The sequence below is a fragment of the Streptomyces sp. SID12501 genome (assembly GCF_010550245.1).
Classification (GTDB): Bacteria; Actinomycetota; Actinomycetes; order Streptomycetales; family Streptomycetaceae; genus Streptomyces.
The window spans coordinates 259,866-275,427 of record NZ_JAAGLU010000005.1 but is presented as its reverse complement, the minus strand read 5'-3'; the positions used below and the strand labels follow the sequence as shown (position 1 = coordinate 275,427).

Sequence of the window (15,562 nt, the reverse complement as noted above, 5' to 3'; positions counted from 1 at the left end):
TACCCCCGGCGGCTACCTTGACCGCCATGACGCGCACCCCTCAAAGCGACCCGTCCCCCACCACCCCGGCGACTCCCGCCCCCTCACCGGCAAGGTCGTCGTCATCACCGGCGCCGCCCGAGGCCAGGGCGCCGCCGAAGCCCAGGCGTTGGCTCGCGCCGGAGCCACGGTGGTCGCAGCCGACGTACGCCCGGACGGAGTTGGGGACTGCCGGAAGCTGGACGTCTCCAACGAGGCCGACTGGGCCGCCCTCGCCGCCGAACTCCGCGACACGTACGGCCACATCCATGGGCTCGTCAACAACGCCGGCGTCATCCAGCGCGACCGCCTCGGCGACGTACGCCCGGACGACTTCGCGTACGTCCAGTCGGTGAACACCACCGGGCCGCTGCTCGGCATCCAGCACCTCACGCCCCTGATGCCGCCGGGCTCGTCCATCGTGAACGTCGGTCGTCCGCCGCGCTCACCGCGTACTACCCGGTGGCGTACACGGCCAGCAAGTGGGCCCTGCGAGGGGTATCGAAGATCGCGGCAACGGAGTTGGGGCCGCGAGGCATCCGCGTGAACACGGTGCACCCCGGCTACATCGAGACCGAGATGACCGCAGCCGCCACCCCGGCCTTCCGGGAGGCGATGTTCCGCGAGACACCCCTCGGTCGCAGCGGCACCGTCGACGACATCGCGCCTCTCGTCGTCTTCCTCCTCTCCGACGCGTCCTCCTTCATCACCGGAGTGGAGATCCCCGTCGACGGAGGCCTCACGGCCCACGGCGGAGTCAAGTCCGTCTCGGACGCGATGAGGCCGCAGGCATCACCTGTGCCGGAGGTGCCGACCGTCGGGTGAACCCCGCGCAGGCCGTGGAAGCCGACGGCGCCGACCCCTGACCAGCGGACGAGCATTCGTTCAGGCGATTCGCCCTACGAGGAGGTGACCTGGCCGGGTTCTGGTCGTTTCCGGGGTGGTGTCCGGCGTACTGGGGTCGGCACCCGGTCTTCGTCTTGCGCGCGCGGTCGGTGTCCGCAGTGTGGGCGGAGGTCCTGGATCCGGATCGAGCGATGCGCCCCCTCGCCGGGGTCGGGGGAGTGCCAACGATGTGTGGGCTGGTCGGCTATGTCGGTTTCGCGGGCCAGGTGCCGCAGGGCACCGAGGACACCTCGCTCAAGGAGATGACCGAGACTCTGGCGTGCCGAGGGCCGGACGCCTCTGCCGTGTGGGCGGAGGGGACGGCGGCTCTGGGACACACCCGGCTGGCCACCGTGGACCTGGTCGGCGGCCGGCAGCCCATGACCCTGGTGCGCGGCGGACGTACGGCGCTGGCGGTGGCCTTCACCGGCGAGGTCTACAACCATGCCCGGCTGCGGAAGGAACTGACCTCCCTCGGGCACCGGTTCACCACCCGCAGCGACAGCGAGGTCGTCCTGCACGCGATCGACGCCTGGGGTGAAAGTGCTCCGGCCCGGCTGGAGGGCATGTTCGCCTACGTCGCGTGGGAGCCGGGCCCCAGGCGGCTGACGCTGGTACGGGACCGGTTCGGGATCAAGCCCCTGTGCTACGCGCGGACCGGCGACGCGGTGGTGTTCGGCTCAGAGCCCAAGGCCGTACTGGCGCATCCCGCGGTGACCGCGCGGCTGGACCTGGACGGGCTGCGGGAGCTGTTGTTGTCCGCCCACCCGATGATCAAAACACCCGGACGCAGCGCTTTCGCCGGGCTGGACGAGGTCGCCCCGGGCACCGTGGTCACCCTGACCCCCGAGGGCGTACGCGCCCGCCGCTACTGGTCGTTGGCCCCGGCCGAGCACCGTGACGACCTGCCCGCCACGGTGGCGCGGGTACGACAGCTGCTGGCGGACGCCGTCACCGGGCAGCTGGCGGCCGACGTACCGGTGAGCGTCCTGTTGTCCGGCGGTCTGGACTCCAGCGCGATCGCCGCGCTGGCCCGCCCCGCTGCCGGGACCCTGCACACCCTGTCGGTGGACCTCGGCGGCCAGGCATCCGACCGGGACGCCATGGGTCGCGACCCGGACGGCCCCTACGCCGAGTTGATGGTGCGCCACCTGGGCAGTTCACACCGCCGGGTACGACTGGACGCCGACGGGCTCGCCGACCCCCACCGACGTGCCCGGGTCGGTCACCTGCGCGACGGGCTGACGCTCGGGGACTTCGACACCTCGCTGCTCCAGCTCTACCGCGCGGTACGCGAGGACTTCCCGGTCACCCTCGCCGGGGACGGGGCCGACGAACTCTTCGGCGGCTACCGCTGGTTCACCCCCGAGGCCGCGGCGGCGACCTCCTTTCCCTGGGACAGCGTGCTGGGCCGCGCGGACCTGACCCGGCTGCTCGACCCGGCCCTGGCCACCGCCCTCGACCTGCCCGCACACCGTGCCGCACTCCACCGGGCCGCCTGCGCCGAGATCGAGCACCTGCCCGGAACCACCCTCGCGGAAGCCGCGATGCGACGCGACAGTTACCTCAACCTGACCCGGTTCCTGCCCTGCCTGCTGGACCGCGCCGACCGCCTCAGCATGGGCGTCGGCCTGGAGGTGCGGGTGCCGTTCCTGGATCACCGTCTGGTCGAGTACGTCTTCAACACCCCCTGGGACATGAAGACCTTCGACGGCCGCGAGAAGAGCCTGCTGCGCGCCGCCGTCGCCGACCTGCTCCCGGGACCGGTCCTGGCCCGCCGCAAGAGCCCCTACCCGATGGTCCGCGACCCCGCCTACCGCGCAGCCCTCACCACCCAGGTCGACCGCCTCCTGACCGAGGCCGGCCCCGCCACCGATCTGCTGGACACCGCCGCCGTACGCCGCCTGCTCCTCGAATCCACCGGCGCGGACCGCTTCCCCCGCGAGGGACTGGAACTCGTCCTGGACCTGGACCACTGGCTGCGCACCCACCGCCCCACCCTCCATCTCTGACCGCCCTCCCCATCCCGGCATCGCCGTCCCGCATTCCCGTCCCCCTCCTTCCCTCCTTCTCTTCATTCCTCTTCGCCGAGACGCACAGGACGCCGCCACCGCCATGCAGCACGCCGTGATCACCTCAGCCGTCCGCACTCCCATCGGACGCGCCCACAAGGGCGTTCTGGCCGACGTCCGCCCCGACGACCTGCTCGCCCGTGTCCTCGCCGAAGCCGTGGCCCGCACCCCGGGTCTGACACCGGGACACGTGGCGGACCTGGTCGTGGGCTGCGCCCTGCCCGGCGGTGAACAGGGCTTCAACATCGCCCGGATCGCCGCCGTCCTGCTCGGCTGGGACCACGTGCCCGGCGTGACCGTCAACCGCTTCTGCACCTCCTCACTGCAGGCGATCCGTATCGCCGCGCAAGCCGTGCGCTGCGGGGACGCCGACGTCGTCGTCGCGGCCGGAGTCGAGTCGCAGTCCCGCCTCGCCCACGGCAGTTCCGACACTTGGCCCGGCACCGAGAACCCCGCCTTCCACACCGCCGGCCAACGCACGATCCGGCGTTCACAGGCCGACGCGGGCCCCTGGCACGACCCACGCGAACAGGGCGGGCACCCCGATCCGTACATCCCGGTGGGACTCGCCGCCGAGAACACCGCCGACCTGTACGGCATCACCCGCATCGACATGGACGCCTACGCCGCCCGCTCCCACCGGCTCACCCAGCAAGCCCTCGACCAGGGCTTCCACTTCGGTGACATCGTCCCGGTCAAGGCCCCTGACGGCACCACCGCCAGCGCCGACGACTGTCCGCGCACAGGGGTGACCGAGCAGAGCCTCGCCGTCCTGCCGCCACGGTTCCGCCCCGACGGCAGGGTCACCGCGGGCAACAGCGCCCCGCTGTCCGACGGAGCCGCGGCGGTCGTCGTCATGTCCGAGAGCTACGCTCGCGCCCACGGTCACACCCCGCTCGCCCGCATCCTCGCCTCCGCCGTCAGCGCGGGCACTCCCGAGACCGAGGGCCCGGTCCCCGTCGCCGCGACCCGCGCCGTCCTGACCAGGGCCGGTCTGTCCCTGGCAGACGTCGGCACCGTCGCAGGCAACGAACCCTTCGCGGCGCAGATCCTGGCGTACTGCGCCGAACTCGGGCTGGAGCCCGAGCGTATGAACCCGCACGGCGGCTCGATCGCCCTGGGCGAGCCCTACGGCGCGGCCGGAGCCCGGCTGACCACCACCGCCCTCGCCACCCTGCGCCACGACGACCTCAGCACCGCCCTGATCAGCGTCGTCGCCGCGGGCGGCCAGGGCATGGCTCTCCTCCTGGAGCGCACCTCGTAGGTCCACGACCGCCCACCGCTCATCGCCCCGCAACAGCGACTACCAGGGCGTGCTGGACCGGATCCAGGCCGTGGCGCTGGTCGGGCGGGCCTCTGAAGGCCTGCCCGACCAGGCTTCGCCCTACCTACGGATACGGGTTACCAGTACGGCCTACAGGTACGGGCGCGTGATCAGCTCGATCGCGTGGCCGCCGGGGTCCTTGAAGTACACGCCCCGGCCGCCGTGCTCGGTGTTGGTCTCGCCAGGGCGTCGCATCTGGGGGTCGGCCCAGTGCTCGATGCCGTCGGCACAGAGCCGCTGGTATGCCCGGTCGAACAGCTCGTCGTCGATCAGGAACGCGTAGTGCTGCATCTGGATGTCCACCGGCGGCTCGGCGAACTGCAGCAACACCCCGTCGCTGAGCTGGATGTTGGTGAACGGGCCCCAGGAGGGCGCTTCCGGCAGTTCCAGCAGCTCTCGGAAGAAACGGGCCGACTCCTGGCGGTCCTTGGCTGCGATGATGGTGTGGTTGAACGTGACTGTCACTCGGCTGACCTCAGTATTGTTCGGCATTGCCCGACACGGAATTGGGACTCGTGATGCACAAGCACTGGGAGGTCCGCGTGCCGAACTGGGTGCCGAACCGAGCGGGTGTCTTCTTCGCACCCGCCGCGTGATCAGCTCTCCACCGGATAGCCGATCCGTGGGTGGCGTCGCTGCGCCGGTCCGGTGTTCATGTCGGGTGACGCTACTGGATCCGACCGATCACTACAACGGGCGGGAAGTGGGCTGAAGACCCGGACGCGCCGACCCCTGACTGTCGGCCAATTCCCGGCCATCGGCCATCGGCCAACGGTCGGCCGTCGGGTGAGACCTCCCCGGAAGCCGTTGCCCCCGGCTGCCCCACCCGACCGTGCCCTCTCGCCGGCCTCGCCCTCGCCCCCTACACCGCCACCCGTCCGTGGCACCCCTCGTAAGCGGTCCCCGACCCGCACCAACAAACCGTCCCCCGCTGCGGAGGCCACCCCACGGCCTTCCCCCGGGCCGCCAAGGTCGTCGCGTACTGCGGCAGCAACTCGGCAGCCCCCGGCGACGCGCCCTCCGACGCCGCGAACGCCTCGTAGGAAGGCACCGTTCCCGTGACGATCCCCAGGTTCGCCGTGCCGGAAGCCGCCAGCTCCCGCAGGGACGCCTCTATCGTCGCGAGGTGCTCCTCGTGCGAGGGGTATTCGTCCGCCAGGTCGGGATACGCGGCGACCAGTTCCGCCAGTTCCGCCGCCGGCCAGTGCAGGACCGCCACCGGGAACGGGCGGGACAGCGCCTCCCTGAACGCGCCCAGTTCGGCCCGTAGGCGGGAGATCTCCGCCTGCAGCTCCGCCGGGTTGTCCGAGCCCAGGGACCAGACCCGCTTGGGGTCGTGGAGCTCGTCCAGCGACACCGGCGACGAGTGGAGCGTGTCGGCCAGGGTGTCCCATTCGTCGTGGGCGGCGCCCAGCATCCGGCGTACGCGGTGGCGGCCGTAGAGGAGCGGATGGGTCGAGTACGGGGGTTCCTGCGCGTCCGAGATCAGCAGGCGGGCCGCCTCCGTGAACGTCTCCTGGGCCGCTTCCAACTCGTCGTGGGACTCCAGGGACTCCGCGACGATCACCCAGGGCGCCGGGTCGCGCGGGCCGGCCGCGCGGACGCCGTCGATGATCGCTCGGGCCTCCGCCTCGTGGCCGTACTCCCACAGGTTCGACGCCTTGAGGGCCCGCACGAGGTGGGGGTTCTCCAGGGAACCGGGGGATTGCAGCAGGCGGTCGTACAGGGCGGACGCGGCGGGGCGGTCGCCGGCCAGTTCCAGGTGGGCCGAGGCCTGCACGAGCAGGTGTTCGGCGTCCTCGGGGTAGAGGCCGGCGGTCCGCTCCAGGCGGGCCGCTTCGGCGATGTGGTCGACGTTTTCCTGAGGCGTGTCGGGGCGCATGAGATCACCGTACTGCCGACGCCCGTCAAAGAAGAGTGGCAGCCATGAGAGGGATCTCCGAGGAGGAGCGAAGCCACCGGGAGGCACTCCGGCCCGGTGCCTCCCCTCCTCGGCAACTCCTCAGCAGCCCCTCGCCGACTCCCTCGCCGGCTCCCTTGCCGACTTCTCGCCGGCTTCTCACCAACGCCTCGGCCACTCCTCAGCGACTCAGATGGTGACCCCGTCCACCTGCAACGTCTGCACCGCGCCCGCCGCGAACGGCACCGCCACCGTCTTGCCGCTCAGGTACCTGTCCGAGCGGGCCGTGTAGAGGTCGCCGCCGCCACCGGTCACCGTGTTCCAGCGCGGGACCAGGCCGCCCGTGCCGCCCGTCACCGTGGTGAAGCCGCCGAGGTTGAAGGTCAGGGTCTGGGCCGACGTGGACGTGTTCAGGGCCACGATCACCAGGCGCTTCGCGCTCGCGTCGTACGCCGCCACCGCGTAGCTGACGCCCGTGTCGAGGATCGTCATGCCGGGGCGGATGTGGCGGCTGAACTGGGCCATCACGTAGTGCTTCGTCTGGACCGTCGTCGGCTGGAGGGTGGTCGGGTCGTAGGCGATCATCGCCCAGCCCGCCGTCGGGTCCATGACCTGCCAGTAGACCCAGGCCGTGGGGTGCAGCCAGCGGAAGTCGTAGAGGAGGTTCGACGCCAGGGTCAGGCCGGTCGCGTCCTTGTCGCCCGTCTCCGAGTTCCAGAGCTTCTTGCCGGACGTCGTCACCACGTCCGTGTACAGGAGGTCGCGGCGGCCCCCCGAACCCTGGTAGCCGTGCACGTTCACCTGGTTCACCAGGGCCTTCGTGGACGATCCGAAGGCCGCCCAGGTCGTGCGGGCCACGTCGTAGCTGGTCTCGTCCGAGGCCGAGATCTTGATCCCCGTCAGGCCTCGGGTGTCCAACTCGCTTCTCATGTAGGGCAGTACGGCGGCCTGGACCGACGCGTCCATGTGGCAGCCCTCCTGCGTACCGGTGGCCGTCCACCAGCTCGCCGAAGGCTCGTTGAACGGGTCCACCGTCGCGAAGTTCACGCCCCAGTTGTTCTTGGCGTACAGGGCCACGGCGGCCAGGTGCGAGGCGTGCTGGCGGTAGTTCCAGGTCTGGAGGTTGTTGCCGCCGCCCGAGGCGCCCGACGGGTTGTGGTTCGAACACATCCACCACATCGGCGAGTTGGCGAACAGTTCGGTCGTGGCTCCGCGTGCCACCGCCTTCGTCAGCGCCGCCCGCTGCGTCGCGTCGGCGCTCCAGTCCCAGGCCGAGGACGTGGGGTCCTCGTTGTTCCAGTCCTGCCAGTAGCCCTCGATCTGCTTGTACGCCGGGATGTTCGCCGACGCCACCATGCTCGTGCCGCCCACGCTGTTCCAGCTGGACGCGCCGAGGTTGTAGCGGGCGATGTTCAGGCCCAGGCCGGGCAGCGAAGTCCCGTTGTACGTCACCGACTTGGTGGTGAAGAAGAGGTCCGCGAAGTCGTCCCGGGCGCCGAACACGTTCGCCCACCAGGCGAGCGAGGTGCCCCAGCCTTCCCAAGTCCCGTACTTCGTCGCGGGGTTGACGGTGATGGTCGCGTCGGCCCGTGCGGTGCCCGTCGCCAGGGCGCTGCCGAGGACAGTGCCTCCTGCCGCGGCCAGCAGAGATCTGCGTCGGATCATGGCTTCTCCGTCCGGATTCTGACCTGCCCCGTTCATGCCAGAAGGAAGCATCAGGTGCGGCGCGTGGGGTTGTCGAGAGTTGTGACAGCGCTTTCTAAAACCATTGGACAAAGGGGGCTCACAGGGAGGGGCCGGACAGGGGCCGCAGTGGGGGAGGGGCAGGTCTGGTGACTTCGCGAGGTCTGGCCTATGGTGCGGCCGACCCATGTGAGGGCGCGGAGGAGGCGTACGCATGCGGGCTCGGGCTCCTGTGGTACGGCACCGCACACTCCGCCGGCGCGCACTCCGCCGCCGCGCGCTGTGGAGCTGCGGCGAACTCCTCGTCACCCTCGGCACCGTCCTCGCGCTCCTCGTCGTCCACCAGCTGTGGTGGACCAACCGCCAGGCCGAACAGGGCGCCCAACGGGAAGTCCGGTCCCTGGAGGAGGAGTGGGGGAACCCCGCGAGTCCCGGCGGGAGTTCAGGGGGTCCGGCGAGTCCGGAAAGCGGCTCCGGCTCCTCCGAAACTTCCGGCACCGTCGGCCGGGACGGCGCCCGCCTCGCCAACTCAAGCTCCTCCACGCCCAGTTGGTCCCAGGCGTACGCCATCCTCAGCATCCCCCGGCTCGGTCTCCGCGTGCCTGTCGCCGAGGGCGTCAGCAAGTCGGCCGTACTCAACAAGGGGTACGTCGGCCACTACCCCGGCACCCAACAGCCGGGCCAGGCAGGGAACTTCGCCCTCGCCGGGCATCGCAACACCCACGGCGAACCCTTCCGGTACATCAACCGGCTGCGGCGCGGGGACGCCGTCCAGGTCGAGACGGCCGACGCGGTCTACTCGTACACCGTCGACCGGGCCCTTCCGCAGACCTCCGCCCGCGACGACGGCGTGATCAGGGCCATCCCCCGCTCCACCGTCAGGCCGGCCTACGGCTACCGCACCCCCGGCTACTACCTCACCCTCACCACCTGCACCCCGGAGTACACGTCCCGCTACCGTCTGGTCGTCTGGGCCAAGCTCACGTCGATGCGGCCTCGCTGAGCCGAACCGGGCATCCTGTATAACGAACAGCAGGGCAGACAACCGTACGAGAAGTGCGAGAAGTGCGAGACGTACGAGAGGGGGGCGTGGGCATGATCCGGAGCTGGAGTCCGGTCCTGGTGAACCCGCGTACCGCCGCCGCGCTGTTCCTGCTGCTCATCGAGGTCGCGCTGCTCGACGCGGGCAGCCTCTCCGCGGCCGTCGCCCTCGCGGCGACCGCCGCGGCCGGGTCCGCGTTCGCCGCCTGCTCACTCATCGCCTCGCGCTGCGCGCCCGCCGTGCCGCCCACCCGGGTCCGTACGGCCATCCGCGACCGTGCCCGACGTACGGCCTTCCTGCCGCAACGGGACCCCGACGCCCGCGGCCGTACCCGCCCCCGTGCCCCCGGACTCGCCCTCCCGACGGCCACCGCGTAGGGCACACAGCACCACGTTCTCTGTACACGCGTGGGTCGTCACGCCGGTTCTCTCCTCATCCCCGGCACGACGAGACCCCTCGGAGGGCTCACCCATGTCCACCTTCCTGTCCGCTTTCGCGGGCCTGGTCGCACATCTCGCCGACCTGCTCCAGCCCTTCTTCCACGCATCCTCCGCCGCCGTCGCGATCGTCCTGTTCACCGCGTTCGTACGACTCCTCGTGCATCCCCTGTCCCGTGCGGCGGCGCGTGGCCAGCGGGCGCGCGCCGCGCTGCAGCCGAGGGTCGCCGAGCTGCGGAAACAGCACGCGAAGGACCCCAAGAAGCTCCAGCAGGCCGTCATGGCACTGCACGCCGAGGAGAAGGTCTCACCGCTGTCGGGGTGCTTCCCGAGCTTGTTCCAGCTGCCGGCGTTCTTCCTGCTCTACCACCTCTTCTCCAACCCGGAGATAGGCGGCCGGGCCAACGGTCTGCTCACCCACCAGCTGTTCGCCGCGCCGCTCGGCGAGCGCTGGGCCGACGCGCTCGGCGGTGACGGGATCCTCGGGGCCGCCGGGCTCGTCTACCTCGGGCTGTTCGTCCTCGTCGCGGCCGTCGCCACCTTCAACTACCGGCGTATGAAGCTGGTGATGGCGGCCAACCCGATGTCGGTGACCGCCGGTGGTGGTGAGGCGGTGCCCGGGCTCGCGTCCGCCGCGAGGTTCGCGCCCTTCATGTCCTTCTTCACGCTCTTCTCCGTGGCCGTGATGCCGCTGGCCGCCGCGCTCTACATGGTCACCAGTACGACCTGGAGCGCCGTCGAGCGGGCGGTGCTGTACCGCTGGCAGCTCGCGCCGCAGTCCAGTACGTGAACCGGGTATTGCGGACCGGACGTCCAGCTTGGACGATCGACCAGTCCTCCGATGAATGGTGACTGAGGGCGTGACCGGTGGCCGGGGACGTAACCGAGGGAGAGAAAGATCATGAAGCTGCTGCGAGTCGGTACGGCAGGGTCGGAGCGGCCCGCGCTGCTCGACGCCGAGGGAACCCTGCGGGACCTGTCGGGGGTCGTCCCGGACATCGACGGACCGCTGCTCGCCGACGACGTGGCGCTCGGCCGGATCCGGGCCGCCGCCGACGCCGGTGAGCTGCCCGTCCTGGACGCGACCGGGCTGCGGATCGGGCCGCCGCTGGCTCGCATCGGCAAGATCGTGTGCATCGGGCTCAACTACCACGACCACGCCCGCGAGACCGGCGCCGAGCCGCCTGCCGAGCCGGTGATCTTCTTCAAGGCGGCGGACACGGTCGTCGGGCCGTACGACACGGTGCTCGTGCCGCGCGAGTCGACGAAGACCGACTGGGAGGTGGAACTCGCGGTGGTCATCGGACGTACGGCCCGCTATCTCGGCTCGCGCGAGGAGGCGCTCGCGCATGTCGCCGGGTACGCGGTCGCGCACGACGTGTCCGAGCGCGAGTTCCAGCTGGAGCGGGGAGGTACCTGGGACAAGGGGAAGAACTGCGAGACGTTCAACCCGCTCGGGCCCTGGCTGGTGACCGCGGACGAGGTGCCGGACCCGCAGGGGCTCGCGCTGCGGTTGTGGGTGAACGGTGAGTTGAAGCAGGACGGGACGACCGCCGAGCAGATCTTCGGGGTCGCCGAAGTCGTGCGGTACGTAAGCCAGTTCATGACCCTGTACCCGGGTGACGTCATCAACACGGGTACGCCGGCGGGGGTTGCGCTGGGTGCGCCCGAGCCCAAGCCGTTTCTTCGGGCCGGGGATGTGGTCGAGCTGGAGATCGAGGGGCTCGGGCGGCAGCGTCAGGAATTCAAGGACGCGTAAGGGTTTTTGTGGTGGGCAGTTCGGTGGCCGCGGGCCGGTGGAGGCTGCCCGCGCCCCGCAGCGGAGCCGCGGTCGGACGCAGCCCCGCGCCCCTCGGGGCGCCCCTGTCGGCGGGCGCGTCCCGCGCCACCGACGCGATCAGCTCCCGCAGCCTGGCCACGTACAGCCGCATGTTCTTCTGTGCCACGTCCGTGTCCGGGTAGCGGGACGCGAACTGGAGGCCCTCGTGGAGGCGGGTGACCCAGGCGCACACCTGGTCGCCGTACGACACCCGGATCAGCCCGTACGCCTTCAGGTCGTCCCAGCTCTCCGAGCCCGCGATGCCCCGGGTGTCGACGAACGAGACGATCGAGTACAGGTCCGGTGAGGTGGGCCGGAAGTCGGAGCCCAGGAGCTTCAGCACCCGGGCGATGGGCATCCTCGACAGGGGCCGCTTGGCGCGCAGCGCGGTGCGGACCAGGTCCAGCGCGCCGTCGAAGTCCGACACCTCGCCCACCGGGATCTCCAGCGGCGCGCCGCCCACGTACCAGCCGACCGAGTCCGACCACTCCGACCTGGCCCGCGTGTGGAAGGGCACGACAGTGCGGTACACCTGCTGGCCGCTGATCTCGCGCACGATGAGGGCGGTGGCCGCGAGGATGCCGGTCATGCTGCCGCCGTACGGACGGCAGTACGCCTCGAAGGCCGCCGCGTCCGCGTCGTCCGTGAGCCACTCCCGCATCAACTTCTGGGTGGGGAGCGGCCCTTCGGGGTCGAGGCCGAGGTCGACGGGGAAGTTGGGTAGCTTGCCGTCGCACCGGGCGATGAACTTCCGCCACTCGTCGACGATCGAGTGCGTCTCGTCGATCCCGTCGGCGTGCGTACGCTCGCTCGCGCAGAAGTCGACGTAACTGGCGACCGGCGCCGTGTCCACCGCCTCGCCGTCGAGGCCGGCCGTGTAGAGCTGGTGGATCTCGTGGGCGATGCGGAAGATCGAGTACGAGTCGACGTTGGTGTGGTCGAAAGCCATGTACACGCTGACTCCGTCGTCCCTGACGACCGCGCTGTAGATGAAGTTCGGCCAGGTCAGCGCGTCGGCCGCGATGTCGAACCGATCCTGCAGATAGCGCGACAGCACCGCCCCGTCCCGGAAGTCACCGACGTCCTCGCGATGCAGGACGACGTCCTCGGCGGCGAGCGTGAAGCGCCGCAGCTCGTCGTTGAGAGAGCTGTTGGGAGAGCCGTCGGAAGAGCTGTTGGGGGAGTCGTCGGGAGACCCGGGCGGGCCGTCCACCCAGCGGAAACCGCTGCGCAGCGTCTCGTGCCGCAGCGTCCAGGCCCGGAACGCGCCCTGGAGGACGTCGAGATCGACCCGCCCGGGAATGTCGAAGGCCGTACCGAGCCAGGTCGGCACGAACAGGCCGTCCTCACGCACCGTTCGCGCGGTGCGGACGTGGGCCTCCTGTACGTACGCGGGTGGGCGGGTGTCCTCCGGCAGTTCGGCGACGCTTTCGACTGTCGTCGGATGCAGGGTCCAGGTCACGAGCCGTCCGGGCCGGATCTCGCAACGGTGGATATCGGTCAATCGCACGGGACTTCTCCGTTCGCATGCGTGTCACCGGGCTCCTGGATCTCGCCCGATGACACGTGCAGACAAACGACCGGATGCATCCGGAGGAAACGCTACCGTTTCAGGGCTTCAAGACATCAGGGCTTCAGGGCTTCAGCAGGGCGGCCAGCCGACGCCAGCCGTCGCGGGGGAGGGTGCCCCTGGACTGGTCCTCGACGACCTGGAGGGTGACATGGTCCGCGCCCGCCGTGTGGAAGGCGTCGATCCGCTCACGGATCCGGTCCTCGCTGCCCCATGCGAACACCGCGTCGATCAGACGGTCGCTGCCACCGTCCGCGAGATCGTCCTCGGTGAAGCCGATGCGCAGGAAGTGGTTCGTGTAGTTCGGCAGGGTCAGATACATGGCGAGGGTGCCACGGGCGGTCGTGCGGGCCCGGCCCGGGTCCGTGTCCAGTACGACCTTCAACTCCGGTGCCAGCAGCGGTGATTCGCCCAGTGCTTCACGGGCCTGCGCGGTGTGCTCGGGGGTCACGAGGTACGGGTGCGAGCCGGCGGCGCGGTCCCGCGAGAGCTCCAGCATCTTCGGGCCCAGCGCGGCCAACACCCGGCGTTCGGCGGGCAGTCCGGCCGCGTCCAGGGCGTCGAGGTACTCGACCATCGACGCGTACGGGCGGCGGTAGCGGTCCGCCATCCCGGCGTGACTCACCCCGAGGCCGAGCAGGAAGCGGCCGGGGTGGGTCGCCTCCAACTCCGCGATACCGGACGCCGTTTCGGTGGCGTCGTACTGCCAGATGCTCTGGATGCCGGTCGCCACGACGAGCCGCGAGGTCGCCCGGACGAGCGGCACCGCGTGCCGTACGCCCGGGCTGCCGCCCAACCAGAGGGCGGAGAAGCCCAGTTCCTCCAGCTCGGCGGCGGCCTCGGCGCGCTCGGTGAGGCCCTCGGGCTCCTCCGAACGCAACCCGACACTCCAGATGCCGTACCGCCCGACGGTTTCCTTCAGTGAGCCGACCTGTGAGGCGTTGACCTGGTTCATCGGTTCTGTTTCCCTCCGAGTCCGGATGCCGTGCTGTGGCTCCCTGAAACGGAGGGTCCCTCAGGATAATTCCCGTCACACCACGAGAAGCACGCGACGAGGAGCGTCACACCTTGAGGAAGATCTCCAGCGCCTCTACGACCATCCGGTGGTCCTGGAGCTGGGGCAGCCCCGACACCGTCACCGACCCGATCACGCCGACGCCCTCGACGGCGATCGGGAACGAGCCGCCGTGAGCCGCGTACGTGTCGGGGTCGAGGCGCGAGTCGTCCTCGAAGGTCGTGCCCTTGGCGCGGAAGCGGGCGCCCACCAGATAGGAGGGGGCGCCGTAACGCTCCACGACCCGGCGTTTGCGGTCGATCCAGGCGTCGTTGTCGGGGGTCGAGCCGGGCAGGGCGGCGTGGAAGAGCTGCTGACCGGCCCGGTGGATGTCGACGGCCACCGGCGCCTGTCGCTCCCGCGCCAGCTCCACGAGCAGCGAACCCAGCGCCCACGCGTCGTCGTACGAGAACTGCGGGAACACCAAGTGCCGTTGCTGTGCTTCGAGTTCCTCGATGCTCGGGGTGAGTTCGGGCGCGATGCGCGGCCCGAGCGAGGGCTGTCCGCCCGCCTTGTGGCCGCCGGTCTTCTGACTGGTCATCGCAGGGTCACCGTCACCTTCTCGTTCGCGGAACGCCGGGCCGCTTCCAGTACGTCGAGCGCGGCTGCCGCCTCCAGCGCGGTCACCGGGTTGGGGCCGCCGTCGCGCAGGGCCGCGGCGATCGCAGAGTAGTACTTCTCGTACGCCCCCGGCAGGGTCGGCTCCGGCCGTCCGCCACCCGTGAGCGGGGACTCTCCGGCCCCGACCCGCCCCCACATGCTCTCGGGTTCGAGCCCCCAACCGGGGTCCCCCGGCCGTCCGCCCTCCTTCAGGGCGGCCTCCTGCGGATCGAGGCCGTACTTCACGTACCCGGCCCGCGAGCCCAACACCCGGAAGCGCGGACCGAGTTGGGCGGTGGTCGCGGAGACGTACAGATGGGTGCGGACGCCGCTCGTGTGGGTGAGCGCGATGAATGTGTCGTCGTCGGTCTCGGCGCCCTGGCGGCGGATGTCCGTCTCGGCGTACACGGAGGCGACGGGGCCGAAGAGGACCAGTGCCTGGTCGACGACGTGACTGCCGAGGTCGTACAGCAGTCCGCCGAACTCCGCCGGGTCGCCGGACTCGCGCCAGCCGCCCTTGGTCTGGGGCCGCCACCGCTCGAACCGTGACTCGAACCGCCATACGTCACCCAGCCCGCCCTCCGCGACCAGCTTGCGGAGCGTCCGGAAGTCGTGGTCCCAGCGGCGGTTCTGGAAGACGGAGAGGAGCAGTCCCCGCTGGTCGGCGAGGGCGGCCAGGTCACGCGCCTCGGCCGCCGTGCCCGCGACCGGCTTGTCGACCACGACAGGCAGGCCGGCCTCGATGGCTGCGGTGGCCAGCGGGACGTGCGTCTTGTTCGGGGACGCGATGACGACCAGGTCCAGCTCGTCGGCGCGGGCGAACAGCTCGTCCGGGGTGGCGGCGATCCGTACGTCCGGGAACCCGGCGCGGGCCTGTGCCTGCCGCTCGGGGTTCGCCGTGACGACCGTGTCGAGGACGAGGCCCTCGGTGGCGGCGATCAGCGGGGCGTGGAAGACGGAGCCCGCGAGACCGTAACCGACGAGGCCGAGACGGAGGGGAGCACCGGACGTGCGGGTCATTCCAGTCGTACCAGTCATGCCGTCCACTTTCGCACCTCTGGGCGGCGGTGACCCAGGGGGCCGGGTGCCCCGCCCAACCACTCCGCAGTCCATCGACGCACGCGATCGAGACCGCCGCCGATTCCCCGGGCCCTCGCC

General features: G+C 70.7%; 13 protein-coding genes and 1 pseudogene. 7 read left to right on the top strand and 7 right to left on the bottom strand.

The genetic code is table 11. The features are described 5' to 3' along the window. Positions 1-103: 103 nt before the first annotated feature. From G3I71_RS07840 to G3I71_RS07830, 3 genes and pseudogenes are all read left to right on the top strand, one after another. Positions 104-843: pseudogene (locus G3I71_RS07840) on the top strand (SDR family NAD(P)-dependent oxidoreductase). 248 nt (positions 844-1,091) lie between these two features. Beyond that, entirely contained in the window at positions 1,092-2,915 is a 1,824-nt protein-coding gene (asnB, locus tag G3I71_RS07835) for an asparagine synthase (glutamine-hydrolyzing) (RefSeq protein WP_164313175.1), read from the top strand. Positions 2,916-3,018: 103 nt separating this feature from the next. After that, complete coding sequence (locus tag G3I71_RS07830) at positions 3,019-4,239, top strand: acetyl-CoA C-acyltransferase (RefSeq protein ID WP_164313174.1); 1,221 nt, start codon at positions 3,019-3,021, stop codon at positions 4,237-4,239. Between the two features lie 150 nt (positions 4,240-4,389). Here G3I71_RS07830 and G3I71_RS07825 read toward each other — a convergent pair whose 3' ends face one another. From G3I71_RS07825 to G3I71_RS07815, 3 genes are all read right to left on the bottom strand, one after another. Continuing rightward, entirely contained in the window at positions 4,390-4,764 is a 375-nt protein-coding gene (locus G3I71_RS07825; protein ID WP_164313173.1) for a VOC family protein, read from the bottom strand. Between the two features lie 397 nt (positions 4,765-5,161). Further along, complete coding sequence (locus G3I71_RS07820; RefSeq protein WP_164313172.1) at positions 5,162-6,181, bottom strand: SEC-C domain-containing protein; 1,020 nt, start codon at positions 6,179-6,181, stop codon at positions 5,162-5,164. Positions 6,182-6,388: 207 nt separating this feature from the next. Further along, entirely contained in the window at positions 6,389-7,864 is a 1,476-nt protein-coding gene (locus tag G3I71_RS07815) for a beta-1,6-galactanase (protein WP_164313171.1), read from the bottom strand. Between the two features lie 232 nt (positions 7,865-8,096). Here G3I71_RS07815 and G3I71_RS07810 point away from each other — a divergent pair, with 232 nt between their 5' ends. The 4 genes from G3I71_RS07810 (at position 8,097) to G3I71_RS07795 (ending at position 11,120) form a co-directional block, all read left to right on the top strand. Next, positions 8,097-8,885 carry a class E sortase gene (locus G3I71_RS07810; protein ID WP_164313170.1) on the top strand — a complete coding sequence of 263 codons (789 nt, stop codon included), beginning with the start codon at positions 8,097-8,099 and terminating at the stop codon, positions 8,883-8,885. Between the two features lie 92 nt (positions 8,886-8,977). Next, positions 8,978-9,301, top strand: coding sequence for a DUF6412 domain-containing protein (locus G3I71_RS07805; RefSeq protein ID WP_164313169.1), 324 nt, complete (start codon positions 8,978-8,980; stop codon positions 9,299-9,301). 106 nt (positions 9,302-9,407) lie between these two features. Next, complete coding sequence (locus G3I71_RS07800) at positions 9,408-10,151, top strand: YidC/Oxa1 family membrane protein insertase (RefSeq protein WP_164313255.1); 744 nt, start codon at positions 9,408-9,410, stop codon at positions 10,149-10,151. Positions 10,152-10,262: 111 nt separating this feature from the next. Beyond that, positions 10,263-11,120, top strand: a complete 858-nt coding sequence (locus G3I71_RS07795) for a fumarylacetoacetate hydrolase family protein (protein ID WP_164313168.1) — start codon at positions 10,263-10,265, stop codon at positions 11,118-11,120. On the opposite strand, the gene G3I71_RS07790 is transcribed toward G3I71_RS07795, so the two are convergent. The 4 genes from G3I71_RS07790 to G3I71_RS07775 form a co-directional block, all read right to left on the bottom strand. Further along, a complete protein-coding gene (locus G3I71_RS07790) occupies positions 11,107-12,690 on the bottom strand; it encodes a condensation domain-containing protein (protein ID WP_343242878.1) in 1,584 nt (527 codons plus the stop codon). The two genes, G3I71_RS07795 and G3I71_RS07790, sit on opposite strands and share 14 nt — an antisense overlap. Before the next feature lie 124 nt (positions 12,691-12,814). Then, the gene (locus G3I71_RS07785; RefSeq protein WP_164313167.1) at positions 12,815-13,705 is read right to left on the bottom strand and encodes an LLM class F420-dependent oxidoreductase; all 891 of its coding nucleotides are present in this window, start codon (positions 13,703-13,705) and stop codon (positions 12,815-12,817) included. 106 nt (positions 13,706-13,811) lie between these two features. Beyond that, on the bottom strand, positions 13,812-14,345 hold the full coding sequence (locus G3I71_RS07780; protein WP_203729600.1) for a heme-degrading domain-containing protein: 534 nt from the start codon (positions 14,343-14,345) through the stop codon (positions 13,812-13,814). Then, the gene (locus G3I71_RS07775; protein ID WP_164313166.1) at positions 14,342-15,442 is read right to left on the bottom strand and encodes a Gfo/Idh/MocA family oxidoreductase; all 1,101 of its coding nucleotides are present in this window, start codon (positions 15,440-15,442) and stop codon (positions 14,342-14,344) included. Before G3I71_RS07775 ends, G3I71_RS07780 begins: the two co-directional genes overlap by 4 nt. Positions 15,443-15,562 lie beyond the last annotated feature (120 nt).

What these genes read in the sequence shown, in the direction of transcription:
- asnB (WP_164313175.1), top strand. Translation starts at nt 1,092, where the DNA reads ATGTGTGGGCTGGTCGGCTATGTCGGTTTCGCGGGCCAGGTGCCGCAG.
- G3I71_RS07830 (WP_164313174.1), top strand. Translation starts at nt 3,019, where the DNA reads ATGCAGCACGCCGTGATCACCTCAGCCGTCCGCACTCCCATCGGACGC.
- G3I71_RS07820 (WP_164313172.1), bottom strand. Translation starts at nt 6,181, where the DNA reads ATGCGCCCCGACACGCCTCAGGAAAACGTCGACCACATCGCCGAAGCG.
- G3I71_RS07815 (WP_164313171.1), bottom strand. Translation starts at nt 7,864, where the DNA reads ATGATCCGACGCAGATCTCTGCTGGCCGCGGCAGGAGGCACTGTCCTC.
- G3I71_RS07810 (WP_164313170.1), top strand. Translation starts at nt 8,097, where the DNA reads ATGCGGGCTCGGGCTCCTGTGGTACGGCACCGCACACTCCGCCGGCGC.
- G3I71_RS07805 (WP_164313169.1), top strand. Translation starts at nt 8,978, where the DNA reads ATGATCCGGAGCTGGAGTCCGGTCCTGGTGAACCCGCGTACCGCCGCC.
- G3I71_RS07795 (WP_164313168.1), top strand. Translation starts at nt 10,263, where the DNA reads ATGAAGCTGCTGCGAGTCGGTACGGCAGGGTCGGAGCGGCCCGCGCTG.
- G3I71_RS07785 (WP_164313167.1), bottom strand. Translation starts at nt 13,705, where the DNA reads ATGAACCAGGTCAACGCCTCACAGGTCGGCTCACTGAAGGAAACCGTC.
- G3I71_RS07780 (WP_203729600.1), bottom strand. Translation starts at nt 14,345, where the DNA reads ATGACCAGTCAGAAGACCGGCGGCCACAAGGCGGGCGGACAGCCCTCG.
- G3I71_RS07775 (WP_164313166.1), bottom strand. Translation starts at nt 15,442, where the DNA reads ATGACTGGTACGACTGGAATGACCCGCACGTCCGGTGCTCCCCTCCGT.